Source organism: Akkermansia sp. NBRC 115031, assembly GCF_030268505.1.
Classification (GTDB): Bacteria; Verrucomicrobiota; Verrucomicrobiia; order Verrucomicrobiales; family Akkermansiaceae; genus Akkermansia; species Akkermansia massiliensis.
The window spans coordinates 463,288-480,963 of the sequence record NZ_BSQU01000002.1; the positions used below are offsets into that span (position 1 = coordinate 463,288).

The window sequence follows — 17,676 nt, forward strand, 5'->3', positions numbered from 1 at the left end:
GGTCCCGGTTTTTGGAAATCAATAATAGGGGGTGAGCCCGTCTTTCCAGAGCTTCTTGAGTTTGGCTACGTCGCAGTCCAGCACCTTTTCCCCGCCGCAGCAGGTGGCGGTGAGGCGCTTTTCCTTCGTGACGCTACCGATGCAGGCGCAGGGGAAGCCGGCCATGGCCGCTTCAAAGTCCGCGGCGAATTCCGGGTCCACTTCCACCAGGATGCGGCCCGTGCTTTCACTGAACAGGGGGACTGCCGGGGATTTCCATCCGTTGACGGTCGGCGCCTTCGTGAGGTCCAGCCGTACGCCGCCCTTGCCGGAGAAGGCCATTTCCGCCGCCGTGACGGCCAGGCCGCCTTCGGAGACGTCGTGGGCGGAGAGCACCAGGCCGGAAGTCAGGGCGTTGTAATAGGCCTTGTACAGTTCCATGTTTGCTGCACAGTCCGTTTGGGGGACCTTGCCGTCTTCCACGCCGTGGGTGCGTGCGAAAACGGAGCCGCCCATCTCGTCTTCCGTGTGGCCGATGAGGTACAGCAGGCTGTCGTTCCGCCGCAGGGAGGAGCCGATAACATGGTCCGGACTTTCCACCACGCCGAAGCCGGAGCAGAGGAAGGTGACGGGCACGTTGATGGGGCCGTCTTCCGTTTCAAAGTAGTTGTAGAAGGAGTCCTTGCCGGAGATGAAGGGGGCGTTGTACGCGTCCGCCGCTCTGGCGATGGCCTTCACGCATTCCACCAGGCGGCCGAGTTCCGCCGGGTCTTCCGGGTTGCCCATGCAGAAGTTGTCCAGCAGGCCGATCTTGTCCGGGTTGGAGCCTACCAGGATGAGCTGGCGCACGCATTCGTCCACGGTGCCGGTGCCCATGGCGTAGGGGTCCGTCTTGCCCCATTCCGGAAGAATGGCGCAGGCCATGGCCATGCACTTGTCCGAGCCGTCGATGTCCACCACGGAGCCGTCCTGCGGGGCGTCCGCCTGTGCGCCCGCCAGGGGCTTCAGAATGGTGTTGCCCTGCACTTCATGGTCGTATTCCCGGATGATGGGTTCGCGGGAGACGATGGCGAAGTCTCCCATGACGGTTTCCAGGGATTTGTTCAGGTCCTTGTCCGGGAGGGGCAGGCCCGTGAGGCCCTTGCCGGGGGTGAAGACGGATTCCAGCTTCTTGATGGGGGCGTCATGCAGCTTGGAGTTGTCCAGGCAGCAGACGAGTTCCCCCTTGTGCCAGACTTTCAGGATGCCCGTATCGTCGGAATGGCCCAGGACGGTCAGCTCCGTCTGGAAGGTGTCCGCCAGCTTCTGGAGCTCCGGCAGGTCTTTTTCCTCCACGGCCAGGACCATGCGTTCCTGGGATTCCGACAGGAAGATTTCCCAGGAGATGAGGCCCGGTTCCTTAAGGGGTGCGTTGTCCAGGAAGATTTCCCCGCCCGTGACGGAGAGCATTTCACCGGCGGCGGAAGAGAAGCCGCCCGCGCCGCAGTCCGTGATGAAGACGATGAGGCCGCGTTCGCGCGCTTCCAGAATAAAGTCCAGCGTTTTCTTTTCCTCAATCGGGTTGCCGATCTGCACGGCGGTGAAGTCCTCTTCGTGGGAGGCTTCGTCCAGCGCGGCGGAGGAGAAAGTGGCCCCCTTGAGGCCATCGCGTCCCGTGCGTCCGCCGATGACGATCACCTTGAGGCCGGGGCGCATTTCCTTCAGGATGTCCCCGCGGGGAATCACGCCGGCGGTTCCGCAGAAGACGAGGGGGTTGTAAATGTACGTGGGGTCAAACTGGATGGCGCCGTTCACGGTGGGAATGCCCATGCGGTTGCCGTAGTCGCGCACGCCGCGCACCACGCCGCGCATGATGCCCAGGGGGTGGATGACGTCCGGAGCGGTGATGTCCGCCGGGTCCGTATCCGGAGCGCCGAAGCAGAAGACGTCCAGGGAGGCAATGGGCTTGGCGCCCTTGCCTGCGCCCAGAATGTCGCGGATGACGCCGCCCAGCCCGGTGTTGGCCCCGGCATAGGGTTCAATGGCGGAGGGGTGGTTGTGCGTTTCCGCCTTCAGGCAGACGGCCAGCTTGTCGTCCAGGGCGATGAAGCCGGCGTTGTCGTCAAACGCGCTGAGCACGAAGCCCGGCTTGCGTTCCATGATCTTTTCGGAAGGCTTCTTGATGTAGGTCTTGAAGAGGCTGTCCACGGTTTCCGGCGCGCCTCCGTTGACGCTGTGGCTGATGGAGGCGGAGAAGATGCGGTGCTTGCAGTGTTCCGACCAGGTCTGGGCGATCACTTCCAGCTCCACGTCAGTGGGGTCGCGGTCGATTTCGCGGAAAATCTGCTGGACGACTTCCATGTCCTCGCGGGACAGGGAAAGCTTCTGCTTTTTGCTGAGTTCAAGCAGTTCGTCGCTGCTCAGGTCCCTCACGGGAACGGTGCGGTAGGTTTTGGCGGACATGTGGATGGGGAAGGAGAGGGGTTAGGCGATGGTCCAGTTGTGAATGGCGGGGTTGCAGACGTCCTTGGCAAAGCGCGCCGCCAGGGCTTCCTTGTCCCCCTGGCCGAAGACGTACACGCGCTGGGTGATTTTCAGGCCGTCCAGGGTAAAGCCCATGTTCTGGCGGCCGCGGTAGTTTTGCAGGATGGCTTCCTTTTCCAGGTCCAGGGCGCCGGCCTTCATGCCGTAGTCAATCGTGAACAGGGAGTCTTTCAGGATGGGGGCGGCCTGTTCCGTGCATTCCTGGGAGATGGGGTCCACCAGTACACTCAGGAGATATTCGCGGGCTTTTTGTTCGTCCCCGCTGATTTCTACGGTGTAAACGCGGCTGCGGCGGAAGGTGAGGCCGGCATTCAGGGGAGTGTAGAGCAGGGCGTCCGCGTTGGCGGCGGCCTGGAACCGGCTGATAACTTCAAAGTGGAGGGTCATATCGCTCAAGAATGTTGGTAAAATGAAAAATGGGGGCCGGTCGGACAACCGGCTCCCATGAAAGGGGAAAGGGCTCAGGCCTTGTTCTGGAGCCGGGAGAGGACTTCCTCGTAGGCTTCCATCACGTTGCCCAGGTCCTGGCGGAAGCGGTCCTTGTCCATCTTCTCGCCGGTCTTGATGTCCCACAGGCGGCAGGTGTCCGGGGAAATCTCGTCAGCCAGCACGATCTGGGAGGGATCTTCCGCCAGACGGCCGAATTCAATCTTGAAGTCCACCAGCGTCAGTCCGACCTGCTTGAAGAAGTCGATCAGCACGTCGTTTACGATGCGGGCCTGGTCCTTCAGGAAGGCGCATTCCTCTTCCGTGGCGGCGTTCAGTTCACGGGCGTAGTCGTCATTGATGAAGGGGTCGCCCAGGTCGTCGTCCTTGTAGGAGAACTCCACGATGGGCTTCTTGAAGGGGGTGCCTTCCTTGACGCCCATGCGGCGGCTGAAGGAGCCGGCGGCGATGTTGCGCACGATCACTTCCAGGGGAAGGATGGAAACCTTTTTCACGTCGATGTTGATGTCGTCCACGTCGGCGACCAGGTGGGTCTTCACACCCTTGCTTTCCAGCATGCGGTAAATGACCAGGGTGATGGCCTTGTTCATCCTGCCCTTGTTTTCAAACTGGGCCTTCTTGGCTCCGTTTCCGGCGGTGGCGTCGTCCTTGTATTCCATGCGGAGGACGTTGGGATTGTCAGTCGTATAAAGGCGTTTGGCCTTCCCTTCGTAAATAGGTTCCATGATACGTGTTGCGCAGGGTTGAATGCGTGCGGAGATGTTACGCCAGACGTTCCGCACGGTCAAGCCGCAACTGGACGAAGGAAGGGGGTGCCTCCGCACGCCCTTGCGGCTATCCCATGGGGAAGGAATTGACAAGGGCCATCCAACCGGGCAAACCCGGTTTTCCGGTCTCTGGACTCGGGTCTTTTCCGGAGAGCCACGGAGGTGAATGTCTGAAATCCGGCACAAACCGGCGGCCATTATTCTCCTGAATGAAAAAAGCATAATCAACTTGCCACCTGTTTCCGCGGATGTTAGGAAGATGATTGATGTTCAAACTGGCTGCATGTTTCTGGACGGCTCTCGCTCTCACACTTCCGTCCCGGGCGGAGGACACCTGCCATTCCGATGTTGAAAGTTGGAGTACTCTAAGATGCCCGGTTCAGTATTTTGCCGTGGAATCCCAGAACAGCCGCTATTGGACGACCCTTTTTCCGGACAATCCGCCCTTTGCCTATGCGTGCCTGTACCTTCCTTCGTTTGACCGTGAATTCGGCTTTTATCTGGACGGGAACGAACTGTGCTGGGCCAGAGCCATCGGGCCATGCAGCATGCAGATGCTGTCCCAGTTTCCGGTGGCGGATTTCCGGAGTTCCGGGATGAAACAGGCTGCCGTGCTGCTGACCTGCTTGCACTTTCCCGTTTTAGGGAATCTTTTGGAGGGATGGGACTGTGTTGCCGATACCGTAACGGAAGAAGACCCTTTTGCCGGGCGTAAAAGAAATATGGTTCTGAATTTCCTCCAATTCCGGGAATATCGTGAGCTCTCTGCCGCCTGGGTGGAGGCCGTGGTCAATCCTGTTCTTTACAGTCGCTTATTTGTTAAAAGAGGCCGGACGGCATTAAACCCTGCCGTAGCGGCTGAACTTCGCAAAACGTGGGATGAAGCGGTCACTCGCAGAACTTTCCCCATGGACCTGTACCGCCAGTACGTGACCGGGTGCGACGGGAATTACTGCTACTTCCGCGGGGAGTCCGGCGCTATGGCGGAAGACCTGTGCCGGGGAGAAGGCAGGATGAGGCCGGCCATGAGGTTTCTGGCCTGGGGATTGGCAGACATGGCCATGATGGATGATTTGACCCCGGCAGGGGAGCAATGGGTGATGAAGCAGTGCGCCGCCGTCCGGAAGTATGCCGCAGAAGCGGGTGACGAGCCGCCTCCCATGGTGTCCAGTGAATGGGTGGAGGGATTCAGTAAACGGGTTTGGAAACGAATGGAGCAGGAGGAGGCCGCCCGGGAACGGGAAAAAAGCATGCGCGGGGAGTTTGCAGCTGCGGAAGAGGAGCCGGAAGAAAAAGCGCCCTCCCCGTATTCGGGAGAAAAATATGTCCGTGGGTTCCGGGAGCGTTTTCTGAAGCCTTTGGGAACAAATCCCCTTTGGAAGGATTTGTTCCCGGCGGGGACGGAGGGGAAGCCCGCCGTGTGCTGTTTGCTTCCCGGGCGCGGCATCTGCGGTTTTTATCTGGATGGCCCCCTCATGGGGCGTGCGGAATCCCAGTCACATCATCCCTGGGAGGTTTATGACAGCTGGTTTTTTCACCGGGTACCGGAAAGGGTGCTATTCCCTTATGAGGGCATTCCGGATGCGGAGGGGGATTGTGAAGCCAGGGTGAAGAGGGAGTGGCTCATCGTCGGGAGGGAGATAGGCGGCATGATGGAAGGGCTGCTCACCGGGATTGCCAGGGGGGAGCTGGTGTCCGGAAAAGGGAGAACGGCTCATCACGTGGACGATACCGGCTTTTGCATCGTGCGCGGGGCTGACGGAACGGAGAGGATCATGTCTGCCGCTGATGCTGATTTGGGAACCGTGGTGGAGCTGATGGATTTATTGTATACCATGGACCTGCTGTTTACTTGCGATGAGGATTATTTGAAGGGAATTGTTGAGAAGCGGGCCGTGCTCCAGGGAAGAACGCCGGAGGAAGGGGCGCGGGAATATCGCCGTGAAAGCGGCCTGTGGAGCAGCAGGGGAGGCCGGGCCTGGTGGTTTTAGTCCGGGACCGGGGTGGCTGTTCCCTGCGCCTTCTCCGGAAACGTCCGGGCTATGGCCCCGCCGCGGAAGGCCCGGAGATGAATTGCCTTTATTAACTTGCCCATGGTATTCTACTGGTTTAAAAAATACTGATGTTCAAACTGCTGCTCTGCTTCTGGATGACTTTTTCGCTGGTTCCTTTTCCATCGGCGGCAGATGAGGAGGTAGAAGAAGGAATGACTCTCATTTACCCGGCCCAATATTTCGCATGCGCCTGGGAAGAGGCCTATTGGGGTGACGCCGGCGTTTATTGGGAAATGCTTTTCCCGGAAAATCCCCCCTTTACGTATGCCTGCATTTACCTGGGGTCCTTTGACCAGGAGTTCGGTTTTTATCTGGACGGAACGCTGATGGTCCGGGCTTCTTCCCTGAATTTGAATCCTGCCCAGATGTATTGCAATTGGTTTTTTGAAGGAACCCCTGAAAGGCGCCTTATTCCTTATGAAGGCGAACCATTCTGGATGGATGCCGGGGGCGTGGGCCGGGATTATTCACCCAGGGTGAAACGGGAGTGGATGGATATGGGGAAGGGTTTGTCCCGGCTGATCATCCGGGTCCTGGACCATGCCGCTTCCGGGGAGATTGCCGCCGGGAAGGCGGCGGGGGATTCAGACCCGGATTCCCTGGACATGGTGATCATCCGCGGGACGGACGGAAAAAACAGGATACTGATGCCGCAGGACGAGGGGTTTGAAACCGTGGAGAAGCTGCTGGAGTGTGCGTACAGCGCATACCAGGACGAAAGCGTGAAGGACAGTGCGGGGTATATCATGAAGCATTACGATGTGTTGCGGGGGAAGACTCCGCCGGCGGGAGGGTGCCCCCGCAAAGAGTGCTTTGGAATCAATGGGAGCCGTTTTGACTGGTAGGCGGAAGGGGTTCAGGCAGCCCTTGATGCACTGGCCGTGTGCCTCTACGGGAATTTAGTCTTGATACCGGTAGGGGTGCGCGTATCATGCGCTTTAGTATGCACGCCGACTTGGAGAAATTATTGTCTCTGGGGAAAATCACCCCCTCTCTCGCTGAAAAACTTGATCGCATCGCACCTGGCCGTTACTGCTTCCATACTACCTGGGGCGCCGGCAAAGTCATTTCCTGGAACCTGGCCGCCAAAAAGCTGGTTATTGATTTTGAGGAAAATCCGGAACACGAAGTTGCCTTGGAATTTGCTCCAAAAATTTTGGAGTTCCTCCATGATGACCATTTCCTGGCCAGGCGTTATGAAGATACCGAATCCCTGATCAACCTGTCCGTGGACGATCCGGTGGAACTGGTGCGCGTCACCTTGCAGGGCTACGGCAATTCCCTTACCCCGGAAAAGCTGGAAGCCGCGCTGAAAGGCACCGTGATTGCCGCGGACAAATGGAAGAACTGGTGGGACAAGGTGCGCGCCATGCTCCGTTCCAACGTCCAGTTCATGATGCCTACCCGCAAGGGAGAGCGCATCACGCTCCGCACGAATATTCTTTCCCGCGCCCAGGCCGCCCTGGAGGATTACAACAAGGCCGCGGACCTGAAAGCCAAGGTGCGCGTGCTGGACGGCATCAAGATGGAAACGGTCATGACGGAGCCGGACGCCGTCAACGCCCTGGTTCAGGCGGTGGACGCCGACGTGCGCAACGGCGGAAGCCTGGCTCTTCAGCAGGTGCTGGAGCTGGCCGTGCTCCGGGACGACCTGATCGCCGCCGTGAAGAACACGGAAGCGGCCCAGGCCGCCTACCCCCTCCGCTCCATCGTGGAAGCCAATATCGGCGATGTGGAACGCTTCGCGGAAGTGCTCAATTCCATGCCCGCCGTGCGCCAGAAGCGCGTGTACGTTACGCTGCCCGCCGTCTTTGGAGAAGAGTGGACGCAGAAGGCGCTGGAGCTGTTTGACGCGAGCGGTGCCCGCGCCGTGGGAGAGATTGCCAAGTTCCTGATAGAGGAAGGGCATGACAAGGCCCTGGTCAAGCATTTGAAGCATGAACTGCTGCGCCAGACTCTTCCGGCTGAATCCCTCATCTGGATATGCCGCCAGCGGCATGACGCCTCCAAGCCCCTCTTCGGCCTTCCCGTCGGCATTGCGATGCTTTCCCTGATTGAACAGGACCACATGGACGGCGGCCCCAACCGCATGCTGCGCTTGAAAAACCTGTTTATGGAGGACAAGAACATCATCCAGGAAATGATCAAGGGGCAGGACGTGGCGGAAGTGCGCCAGTTCGCCAAGATGCTGTACAATACCTCCGCCTTCTCCGAACAGGACCGCGGTGCGCTGATGGCCCGCGTGATCAGCGTGTTCCCTGACCTGCACGCCATCGTGCTGGACGCCCTGGTGGATACCTCCGACAAGCCGGAACCGATTTTCGTTTCCTGGGACAGCCTGGAAGCCCGCAAGAAGGAGCTGGAAGAACTGGTGAATGTGAAGATTCCGGAAAACCTGCACAACAAGAAGATTTCCCGTGCGGAGGGAGACCTCCGTGAAAACGGCGGCTACCAGGATGCCAAGGAAGTGGAAAAGGTGCTCAACCGCCGCCGTTCCGAACTGGAGCATGCGCTGGCGCTGGCCCGCGGCACGGACTTTGCCGTGACGGATACCTCCAAGGCCGCCATGGGGATGAAGGTGACTCTCCAGCCCCTGACCGGAGGGGATGCCGTGGTGTACACCATTCTGGGCGCGTGGGATACGAATCCGGAAAAGCACATTGTCTCCTATCTTTCCCAGGTCGGCAAGGAGCTGACGGGCAGGAGCGTGGGAGACCAGGTGAAGATCGTGCCGATGGACGGCGACAAGAAGAAAGTGTTCACCATTACGAAGATTGAAGCCGCTTTTTAATTTTTAAGAGAGTTGCTTTCCCTTTTGACTAAGGCCTTTAAAAAGGCTCCCCATCCTGAAAGGAGGGGAGCCTTTTTGTTGTTCATGGAAAAACTTTCCATTGTTTCACGGATTTAGAATCCGTTATGAATGTTAGAAGAAAATCTGAAAAAATATACTGCGCATCTCATTGAAAATAAGCCGTTTTATTTTTTGTGCCTTGAAAAATGAATCTTTGCCGGAGAGATTGTCCAGCCCATTCAAACAATAGTCTGTTTGATTAAGGTATTCATACTAATGAAATAATAATCCGAACTCTGGTCTTTTTTGTTGACCACGGATTCTAAATTCGTTATTTGTCAAGAAATGGAAGCGGTGTTTCATCATTTCCAATCACATATCCCATTGACACCATGAAGAAAACATTATTCATTCTGGCAACTATGGTTGCGGCGGCGGTGGCGGCCGAAGCCTCCACCGTTCTGATCTCGTTCGGGATCAATTCAGGCAATGGCACCGCCGTTGTGGACGGCACGTATCTGGGAGAACCCGGACAGAAAGTGAACAAGATTTCCACGGGACAGAGTAATTCCTATACTTCCGGAACCTTGGTCACTACGGGGGGAGGAAGCACCGGAATCACCCTGACGACGGGAGGACTCTGCTGCGGAGGTCCCGGCGCCATGACCGATGCCGCTGCCAAAGGGTCCGCCCTGGGCCAGGACAACAAGTTTTACGATGTTTTCGGCCAGGATATGACTATCGGCAATCCGATGGGGGGCGCGATCAATCCGATAGGCTCCGCGAACGGCAATTTCACGATGTCCCTGAACAACCTGTCCGCCGGCACCTACACGCTGACCATGCTGGTGGGACGCGGAAACAACTATGGTGCGGGCAACACTTCTTCCTTCAGCCTTGACGGCGCCGGAATCTCCAACATTTCCGCCAGCCTGGACGATTACTCCACCGGGTCCGGCGCTACGCTGAACGGCGCCACCGTCACGGGCAACACGCATACCGGAGACTGGATGCTGATTACTTACACGTTTGACGTGGCGGCGGATGGCACCCGGCTTGATATCCAGTCCCAGGGAGGTACCGGCAACATCAATGCCCTGGCGCTGACCTCCGTTCCTGAACCGGCCACGGCCAGCCTCGGACTGCTGGGCCTGGGCGTTCTGCTGATGCGCCGCAGGCGCGCGTAACGTTTGTTCTTCATGCAGGCGCCGGCCGTTCGCGAAAGGAACAGTCGGCGCCTTCCTGTTTACGGAAGAGGAAATCACCATGAGAAAGCTGAATTGGTGCGGATGGGTTCCGGCTGTGCTGGCCGCCTGCTCCCTGGCGCATGCGGAAGAAATAGGGATAGGAGTGCTGAACGGAACTGCGGCCACGGAGGCGGCGTTCCGGCAGGCGGAGCCCGGAACCCTGGCGGAGGAAGGAAAAACATGGAATTTCATCAAGCCCGCGGCGAATGCCGCCACGACCGTTTCCACCTTGAAAACTGCGGCGGGAGTGTCCACGGAAGCCTCCTGCGCCATCAATCCGGGTTATTGCGCCAGCAACGGCATTTTTGCGTCGGGCAGGAACCGTGATTATTTGCTCATGGATTCCTGGGCCGGTATCCGGGGAACGGAAAACGTCGTGATTTCCCGGCTTCCCGATTCCATGGCGGAATACTGCCATGTGGAAATTTACGGGGATTGCAATGACTCGGACCGGGACATGCTTTATACGGTTAACGGCCTCACCGGCACCATCCAGGACCGCGGCACGTTTTCCGGCGCGTTTCAGGAAGGAGTCAACAGGCTGACGCTGAAGTATGTGCCGGTCACTGGAGGAACGATTACCATTACGGGCAACGGGGCCTCCCAGACGCGTTCCGCCATCAATGCGGTCCGCCTGACGGCTCCTTCTCCCGGCATCGTGACTTTTACGGCGACTCCTTCAGAGATCATGGAAGATTCAACCTCCGGAGCCGTCCTGAGCTGGAAAACCTGGAAGTGCGGAGCAGTCACGCTGAGCACCAGGGACGGCCGGGATATTCCGGCCACTACGGAAGACGGCACGGGTTCCGTCACGGTAAAGCCTGACGCCACCACGACCTACATTCTCAGCGCCGCCTGTGAGGACGGAACCGTTTCCAAGGAAGAAGTGACGGTGACCGTCAGGAAGCAGGAACCGGAAATCCTTCTCTTTGAATCCGACAAAAAGAGGGTTGCTCCCGGCAGTGATGAGAAGGCCACTCTGACATGGAGCACGGTGAAAGCGGAAAGCCTTGCCCTGACCGCCAATGGCGCGGAGATTCCCATCACCAGCACGGCGGGGGCCGGCAGCGTTCAGGTGTCTCCCGCGGAGACGACCCAGTACACGCTGACGCTGACCGCGGCGGACGGCACGGAGAAGAGCAAGTCCCTGATTATTTCCGTGCTGGCGGAGAACACGCCCAACGTCCTGGTGTTTCTGGTGGACGACATGGGCTGGCAGGATACGTCCGTGCCATTTTATTACAAGGACGGCCAGCCCGTCGTTACGGAGCTGAACGCCTTTTATAAAACGCCCTCCATGGAAAGGCTGGCGGCGCAGGGGATGAAGTTCACGAATGCCTATTCGTGCCCTTTGTGTTCTCCGGGCCGCACGTCCCTGATGACGGGCAAGACCTCCGCCCGTCACCGGGTCACCAACTGGACGGCCGTGAATGCCCCCACGCTGAATGAATACAGCGGCGGTCTTCCCCACATCCGTGCTCCCCAGTGGAACATGGCAGGGATGAGCCAGCAGGAAATTCCTCTCCCCCGCGTGCTGAAGGATGCCGGCTACCGGACCATCACGGTGGGAAAGGCCCACTTCGCCCCGTCCAACCAGCTTTATTCCAATCCAGCCAACCTGGGATTTGACGTCAACATAGCCGGCTGCTCCGCCGGACAGCCCGCCTCCTACCGGGGAGAGGATCAGTTCGGCTCCGGGAACACCCATGTTCCTGACCTGGAGGAATATTACGGAACCACTGCGGCGGAAGACAGGAAGAGGAATTTCCTGACAAATGCCCTGACGCTGGAGATGAAGAAGCAGATCAAGGCCGCCGTGGATGAGAATGCGCCTTTCTTCGCGTACATGACCCATTACGCCGTCCACCAGCGGCACGACCAGCCGGACCCCAACGGGGACTACGATACTTATCCCTCGGGCACGTCCTTTGAACCGGGAGTTTCCATCGGCGGCAATCTCCGCAATTTCGGCACCCTGATCGGCGGCATGGACAAATCCCTGGGGGATCTGATGGATTACCTCAAGGAACTGGGCGTGGCCAACAGGACGCTGGTCATTTTCATGTCCGACAACGGCGGAGACGCTCCCATCCAGCAGAGCTATAGCGGAGATATTCCATGGCTTGAGAAAATCAGCGCCGTAGCTCCTCTGAGAGGGCGCAAAGGCAGCCGTTACGAAGGGGGAACGCGCATCCCGATGATCGTGGGCTGGGCGGAGGTCGATTCCTCCAGCCCCATCCAGCAGGAATATCCCATTCCGCAGAATTCCGTGAACCATGACATCGTGGCGATTTGGGACATTTATCCCACCATTCTGAATATGCTGAAGCTGAAGGTTCCGGTGGGCCATCAGGTGGACGGGGAGGACATCAGTCCCTATTTCCGGGGGGATTCTTCCTTCCACCGCACCCAGAAGATATTCCAGCATTTCCCGCACCACCATTCCTACGCCAATTTCTATTCCACCTGCCGGAAAGGAGACTGGAAGGTCATTTACAATTACATGGACCAGTACGCCCATACGGATTTGTATTCCGGCAACGGCTACAGGACCGCGGGCCGCTTCCCGTGGCAGCTTTTCAATCTGAAAGACGACATCGGAGAGAGCAATGACCTGGCCCAGGACCCGGCGCAGCAGGAACGCCTGATGCGCATGGCGCGCTCCCTGATCCGGGAACTCCGTCAGGCGGATGCGCAATATCCCGTCCTCACCAGGAACGGCCAGGCGGTGGGGACGGCCTACATCCGCATGCCTGATTTCCCGGACGTGGATTCCGACGGCGACGGCGTTCCCGACCTTGTGGAGGACGCCAACGGCAACGGCGTCATCGATCCCGGTGAAACGGACCCGGATGATGCTTCCTCCTTCGTTCCCATCCGGCAATAAACTTTTCACCAACTGGACAAGACTCATGAAGAAAACACGTTGTTTTTCCGTTCTTCCCGGTCGTCTGCGTCTTCTCAGGATTGGCCTTGGGTCCGCCGCCTTCCTCTCCGGGGCCCTTCTGCTGGCGGATGTGCTGGTCAATGCCGGCGGCGGCTCCAGCAATGCGGACAAGACGGGCAACGGCGGCGGCATATTGGATTACGGGCAGGTCACTTTTTCCGGCTCCGCCTCCTATGAAAATAACACGGTGCGCGGCTTCTCCCAGGGCGGAGCGGTTTACGCAGGTTCCGTAGTCCAGCAGGCCGCCGTTTCCTTTACCGGCAACAGGGCGGAGGGCGGCAGCGGCGGCGCGCTCTACAGCCGCGGGAACGTGCAGGTAGCGGCGGGTTCCTCCTTTTCCGGCAACGCGGCGGCCCACAACGGGGGCGCCCTGTGCCTGGATGCCAATGACGGGGAGGAGGAGCGCACCGTGAACGTGGAAGGCGGCTGTTCCTTTACCGGAAACAGCGCCGGAAACCTGGGGGGCGCCGTTTACGTTTCCGGCGGCAGCGCGGAGGCTCCCACCGTGCTCAACCTCCGGTCCACGGATTCCACCCGCCCCGTTTCCTTCAGCGGCAATTTCCGGGGGCGTTCCGCGGGAGCCTCCACGGGCGGCGTGCCCAATTCCATCACGGTCATGGGCCATGTGCGCCTGGTGATGCATGCGGACCCGGATTGCCTGGTCAGCATGGAAGACCCTCTTTATTCCTTCGCCGGGTATTCCTCCACCTCCAGCTTGAGAAAGACGGGGGAAGGAACGCTGGGCTTAGGCGGCATTTCCTTGTGCCATTTTCCGGTGAGCGTGGAAGGCGGAACGGTGCGGCTCGGCACGAACGCCGGCGTGCGCGGAATGACGCGGCTGGACGTGGCCGCAGGGGCATGCCTGTCCTTCTCTCTCCCCCGGAACCCTAGCCAGGAGGCCAAGTGGAGCGCGGAGGGGCCAGTGTCTCTGGATAGCACGGCGGAAATCCGCGTGGCTCTCCCTGTCATGGCCGGGAAGGAACAGGAACAGAGCTGGAAGCTGGTGGAAGGGACCACTCTTTCCATGGCGGCTCTTCCCTCCGTTTCCTATGACGCCGCCAGTGCGGAAGCCTGGAAGAGTGAGGGTTCTTTTTCCCTGAAACAGGAGAATACGGCGGGAAAAAGCGCCCTGGTGCTCGCTTGGACGCGTACGCCTTCCCCGTATGACCAATGGAAGAAGGACCATTTTGCCGACGGAACGCCGGAGGACCAGACTGTCCCGGACGCCTGTCCCGCGGGCGACGGCATCACCAACCTGATGAAGTATGCCGCGGGGCTGGACCCGAACAAGCCCTGCGGAAGCGTCACGAGGCTGGCGGTCAGGGAGGAAAACGGGGAATGCCGCCTGGTGCTGGAATGGCCGGTGAATACGGCGGCCACGGACGTGACGTTCAGCGTGGAAAGCACGGAAGACCTGGTTACCTGGAGGGAGGAAGCGACGGTCGAGCCATCCGGAGACCGTGCCGAATACCTTGATTCCATAGTGATTGACGGCAACGCGCCGACGCGGCGGTTCCTGAGGCTGAAGGTGTCGCGGGAATAAGGTGAAGGCTGTCCATTTTTTATCCTGAACCGCCTGGTGAGTGGATCCAGAGGATGAATGATGCCGGCCTTCCTTTCCGGGATGCCGGAGGCACAATCCCCGCGGCATGTGGAAATAGCCGGGTTTAATGGGTTGGCCAGTTCATATTCATACGGAGAAAGACGGAGCTTGCGGACAGAGGGGGTGTTGGGTGGGGTTTCATCAACCCTTTTCCGGGGGATGTTCTGGCGGGTCATGAAAAAGGGCTGTTCCGCCGGATGCGGGACAGCCCCTGAAAAGGAATGGCGGTTAAACGCCGCAGATTATTTGGAGAGCACCTTTTGGACGGCGGCAACGACGTTGTCCACGTTCATGCCGAGCTCGTCCAGAACTTGCGCTCCGGGTGCGGAGAAGCCGAAGCGGTTGATGCCCACGGCTTCGCCCTGGCAGCCCAGGTATTTCCACCAGAGGTCCGTGACGCCGGCTTCCACGGAAACCCTCTTCGCGCAGGAGGGGGGAAGCACGCTTTCCCGGTATTCGGCAGATTGCTTGTCAAAGCGGAAGAAGCTGGGCATGGAAACCACGCGGATTCCTTCTCCGGTTTTTTCCGCCGCCTTCAGGGCCAGTTCCAGTTCGGAACCGCTGGCAAGGATAATGGCCTTCAAGGTTCCCTGTTCCTTCCGGGCTACGTAGCCGCCTTTCAGCACGCCTTCCCGGCGCGTTTCCACGGGAATATTGTTCAGGGTCGCTACCTTCTGGCGGGTCAGGATGAGGGCGGTGGGGCCGTCGGCGCGCTGCATGGCGGCCATCCAGGCTCCTGCGGTTTCTTCTGGGTCCGCCGGGCGGATGACGTCCAGGTTCGGGATGACGCGGAGGCCGGAGACGGTTTCCACCGGCTGGTGGGTGGGGCCGTCTTCGCCCACGGCCACGGAATCGTGCGTCAGGATGTAGGTGACGGGCAGGCCGCTGAGGGCGGCCACGCGGATGGCGGCGCGCATGTAGTCCACAAAGACGCAGAACGTGGCGGCGCTCACGCGGAACAGGCCGTCATAGGCGATGCCGTTGCAGATGGCGGCCATGGCATGTTCACGGATGCCGAACCAGAAGTTGCGCCCTTCCGGGGTTTCCGCGGAGAAGTCCCCCGCGCCGGAAAGGTAGTTTTTATTGGAGCTGTACAGGTCCGCGCTGGTGGTCAGGAACCAGGGGTCCGCCTTGGCGATGGCGTTGATGGCGACGGCTCCGGCGGAACGCGTGGCGTCGCTGTAGTCCTGCGGGAAGGCGGGGATGGCCTTGTCCGAGTCCGCGGGATTGACGCCCCTGGCGCAGGCGCAGATGCCGGAGTCCAGTTCCGCGGCCAGTTCCGGATAAGCCCGGCGCCATTGTTCGTAGGTGGCGTTCCAGGCGTTGAAAGCTTCTTCCCGTCTGGCCTTGAGGTCCGTGAAGGCGCTGCGGACGTCTTCGGAGACGTAATAGCGTTCCCCGGCAGGAATGCCCCAGTTGGCGTGGGCTTCTTCCTGGAGCTTGGCTCCGCCTTCCCCGTGGCCCTTCGTGGTGCCTTCAATGCCGGGGATGCCTTTGCCGATTATCGTTTTGGCGATGATGAGCTGGGGCTTGCCGTTCCTGGCGTTTTTGGCGGCTTCCACCGCTTCCGCGATGGCCTTGAGGTCGTGCCCGTCGATCTGGCGCACGTCCCAGCCCAGGGCTTCATACACGGCGCGCGGGTCGGCAAGCTGGGTGCGTTCCGCGGGGGCGTCCAGCGTGATGTCGTTGGAATCGTAAATGAGAATGAGGTTGTCCAGCTTCAGGACGGCGGCCAGGGCGAGGGATTCGCGGGCCACGCCTTCCTGGAGGCAGCCGTCCCCCGTGAGGCAGAAGATGTGCTGGGTGAAGATGTCCATGCCGGGCTTGTTGAACCGAGCAGCGGCGCGCCTGGCGGAGAGAGCGAAGCCTACGGCGTTCGCAATGCCCTGTCCTAGCGGCCCCGTGGTGCATTCCACGCCTTCCGTATCCCGGAATTCCGGGTGGCCGGGCGTGATGGAGCCCTTGTGGCGGAAGCCCTTGAGGTCTTCAATGCCGATGTTGAATCCCGACAGGTGCAGCCAGCCGTAAAGGAACATGGAGCCGTGGCCGGCGGAGAGAATGAAGCGGTCACGGTTGAGCCAGCGGGGCTGCGCGGGGCAGATGTTGAGCAGATCGCCGAACAGGACGGCCCCGATTTCGGCGCACCCCAGCGGCAGGCCCAAGTGGCCGGATGCGCAGTCGTGAACGGCATCCATGGCAAGTCCCCGCGCCTGGTTGGCGGCTTTTTGGAGAAGGTCAAGATTCATGCCCGGGCAATATGAGCAGATCAGCCCCATATTGGAAGCCTAAAATGCGTCTCCGGCAACAGGGCGGAGCGGGGGAAAAGCATTGAAGATGGAAGCGCCGGGCATCTCCGGTCCGCATGCCGCGGCGCCCCCTGCGGCACATGGCCCGGCATGCGCAGGCGGTTCAGGCCATGAAGCTGCGGAGGAACGTGTTGGGCGTCCTTAGCCCATTTCTCTTTCACGGCTCCATTTGACCCCGTTTTTGATGACCTTGGCCGGGTTTCCCGCCAGAGCGGTGAATTCCTCCCGGAAGGATTTGGTGACGACCGATTGCAGGCCGACAACCGTATTTGCCGGGATGATGGCATTTTTGGTGAAGGTTGCCCCCTGCCCGATCCAGCAGTGGTCGCCGATGAGGACGCCCTGCGGCTGGTCGTTGAGCAGTTCCCCCGTGTCGGCGTCCATCAGGCGATGGGAGTCGTTTGCCCAGATGGTGATTCCGGAAGACAGCATGCAATCGTTGCCAATGTGGCATTTGCCGCCCACAAGCATGACCGCTAATCCTTCGATGCTCGTCGAATGGCCGATGGACAGGGCGCTTCCGGATGCAGCTGCCAGAATGCTGACATTGTTCCAGTGGCTGTGCCCGGACGACGAGGAGCCGAATTCGATTTTCGCGCCGCGGACATGTTTCCAGATGTGGATGGAGATATTGTTTAAGGAGAGCGGAGCATGGAAGATGAGCGTGTTGTGCTCTCCCTCAATGTTCAGCCGGACGGACCCCGGTATCTGGTACGGCTCGACAAGCTGTTTTTCGCCGGAAGGAAGAATGAGAAAAATGCGGTTTCCTACCGGGTTTACATAACCTTCCCCTCCCGTCTTCAAACCCAGGCGGACGCGGCGCTTCTTTCTCGTTTGCGGAGAAAGAGATAGGTTGCAATAGATTGTTGCAAGAAAACGGTTCATGAGGAAAGCCCCGATTCTTCATCGAGAAAGGCACTCTCCCGGATTCTCCATTCAGGGTCAAGCGGAAAATGGCGCAATGGCCTTGGCCCCGTTGCCTGGAGGCAGCCGCCGGGAGGGCTTGGCTTCA

The 17,676-nt window shown here is 59.5% G+C and carries 11 protein-coding genes; 6 read left to right on the forward strand and 5 right to left on the reverse strand.

The features are described 5' to 3' along the window. Positions 1 to 18: 18 nt before the first annotated feature. The 3 genes from purL to purC form a co-directional block, all read right to left on the reverse strand. Positions 19 to 2,421 carry a phosphoribosylformylglycinamidine synthase subunit PurL gene (purL, locus tag QSJ36_RS04685; RefSeq protein WP_102722859.1) on the reverse strand — a complete coding sequence of 801 codons (2,403 nt, stop codon included), beginning with the start codon at positions 2,419 to 2,421 and terminating at the stop codon, positions 19 to 21. A 21-nt stretch (positions 2,422 to 2,442) separates the two neighbouring features. Then, the gene (locus tag QSJ36_RS04690; protein WP_022397580.1) at positions 2,443 to 2,889 is read right to left on the reverse strand and encodes a hypothetical protein; all 447 of its coding nucleotides are present in this window, start codon (positions 2,887 to 2,889) and stop codon (positions 2,443 to 2,445) included. Between the two features lie 74 nt (positions 2,890 to 2,963). Next, positions 2,964 to 3,674: a phosphoribosylaminoimidazolesuccinocarboxamide synthase gene (gene purC / locus QSJ36_RS04695; protein WP_022397579.1), complete on the reverse strand. Its 711-nt coding sequence runs from the start codon at positions 3,672 to 3,674 to the stop codon at positions 2,964 to 2,966. 434 nt (positions 3,675 to 4,108) lie between these two features. On the opposite strand from purC, the gene QSJ36_RS04700 reads away from it, so the two are divergent. The 6 genes from QSJ36_RS04700 to QSJ36_RS04725 all read left to right on the forward strand — a co-directional run bounded on the left by QSJ36_RS04700 (position 4,109) and on the right by QSJ36_RS04725 (position 14,298). Further along, positions 4,109 to 5,707: a hypothetical protein gene (locus tag QSJ36_RS04700; RefSeq protein ID WP_285467313.1), complete on the forward strand. Its 1,599-nt coding sequence runs from the start codon at positions 4,109 to 4,111 to the stop codon at positions 5,705 to 5,707. 215 nt (positions 5,708 to 5,922) lie between these two features. Then, complete coding sequence (locus tag QSJ36_RS04705; protein WP_146018260.1) at positions 5,923 to 6,615, forward strand: hypothetical protein; 693 nt, start codon at positions 5,923 to 5,925, stop codon at positions 6,613 to 6,615. 110 nt (positions 6,616 to 6,725) lie between these two features. Then, on the forward strand, positions 6,726 to 8,561 hold the full coding sequence (locus tag QSJ36_RS04710) for a GreA/GreB family elongation factor (RefSeq protein WP_180971099.1): 1,836 nt from the start codon (positions 6,726 to 6,728) through the stop codon (positions 8,559 to 8,561). Positions 8,562 to 8,953: 392 nt separating this feature from the next. Beyond that, positions 8,954 to 9,748 (forward strand): PEP-CTERM sorting domain-containing protein, encoded by a 795-nt coding sequence (locus tag QSJ36_RS04715; RefSeq protein WP_102722677.1) that lies wholly within the window; start codon positions 8,954 to 8,956, stop codon positions 9,746 to 9,748. Between the two features lie 79 nt (positions 9,749 to 9,827). After that, positions 9,828 to 12,695, forward strand: a complete 2,868-nt coding sequence (locus tag QSJ36_RS04720) for a sulfatase-like hydrolase/transferase (RefSeq protein ID WP_102722678.1) — start codon at positions 9,828 to 9,830, stop codon at positions 12,693 to 12,695. Between the two features lie 25 nt (positions 12,696 to 12,720). Then, positions 12,721 to 14,298 (forward strand): hypothetical protein, encoded by a 1,578-nt coding sequence (locus tag QSJ36_RS04725; protein WP_180971098.1) that lies wholly within the window; start codon positions 12,721 to 12,723, stop codon positions 14,296 to 14,298. Between the two features lie 302 nt (positions 14,299 to 14,600). Here QSJ36_RS04725 and tkt read toward each other — a convergent pair whose 3' ends face one another. Then, on the reverse strand, positions 14,601 to 16,604 hold the full coding sequence (gene tkt / locus QSJ36_RS04730) for a transketolase (protein ID WP_240454352.1): 2,004 nt from the start codon (positions 16,602 to 16,604) through the stop codon (positions 14,601 to 14,603). Positions 16,605 to 16,805: 201 nt separating this feature from the next. Then, positions 16,806 to 17,549 (reverse strand): acyltransferase, encoded by a 744-nt coding sequence (locus tag QSJ36_RS04735; protein WP_215832640.1) that lies wholly within the window; start codon positions 17,547 to 17,549, stop codon positions 16,806 to 16,808. Positions 17,550 to 17,676: the final 127 nt, after the last annotated feature.

Excerpts from the sequence above, each read along its gene's own strand:
- QSJ36_RS04725 (WP_180971098.1), top strand. The coding sequence starts at position 12,721 with ATGAAGAAAACACGTTGTTTTTCCGTTCTTCCCGGTCGTCTGCGTCTT.
- QSJ36_RS04735 (WP_215832640.1), bottom strand. The coding sequence starts at position 17,549 with ATGAACCGTTTTCTTGCAACAATCTATTGCAACCTATCTCTTTCTCCG.
- tkt (WP_240454352.1), bottom strand. The coding sequence starts at position 16,604 with ATGAATCTTGACCTTCTCCAAAAAGCCGCCAACCAGGCGCGGGGACTT.
- QSJ36_RS04690 (WP_022397580.1), bottom strand. The coding sequence starts at position 2,889 with ATGACCCTCCACTTTGAAGTTATCAGCCGGTTCCAGGCCGCCGCCAAC.
- QSJ36_RS04705 (WP_146018260.1), top strand. The coding sequence starts at position 5,923 with ATGACTCTCATTTACCCGGCCCAATATTTCGCATGCGCCTGGGAAGAG.
- purC (WP_022397579.1), bottom strand. The coding sequence starts at position 3,674 with ATGGAACCTATTTACGAAGGGAAGGCCAAACGCCTTTATACGACTGAC.
- purL (WP_102722859.1), bottom strand. The coding sequence starts at position 2,421 with ATGTCCGCCAAAACCTACCGCACCGTTCCCGTGAGGGACCTGAGCAGC.
- QSJ36_RS04715 (WP_102722677.1), top strand. The coding sequence starts at position 8,954 with ATGAAGAAAACATTATTCATTCTGGCAACTATGGTTGCGGCGGCGGTG.
- QSJ36_RS04720 (WP_102722678.1), top strand. The coding sequence starts at position 9,828 with ATGAGAAAGCTGAATTGGTGCGGATGGGTTCCGGCTGTGCTGGCCGCC.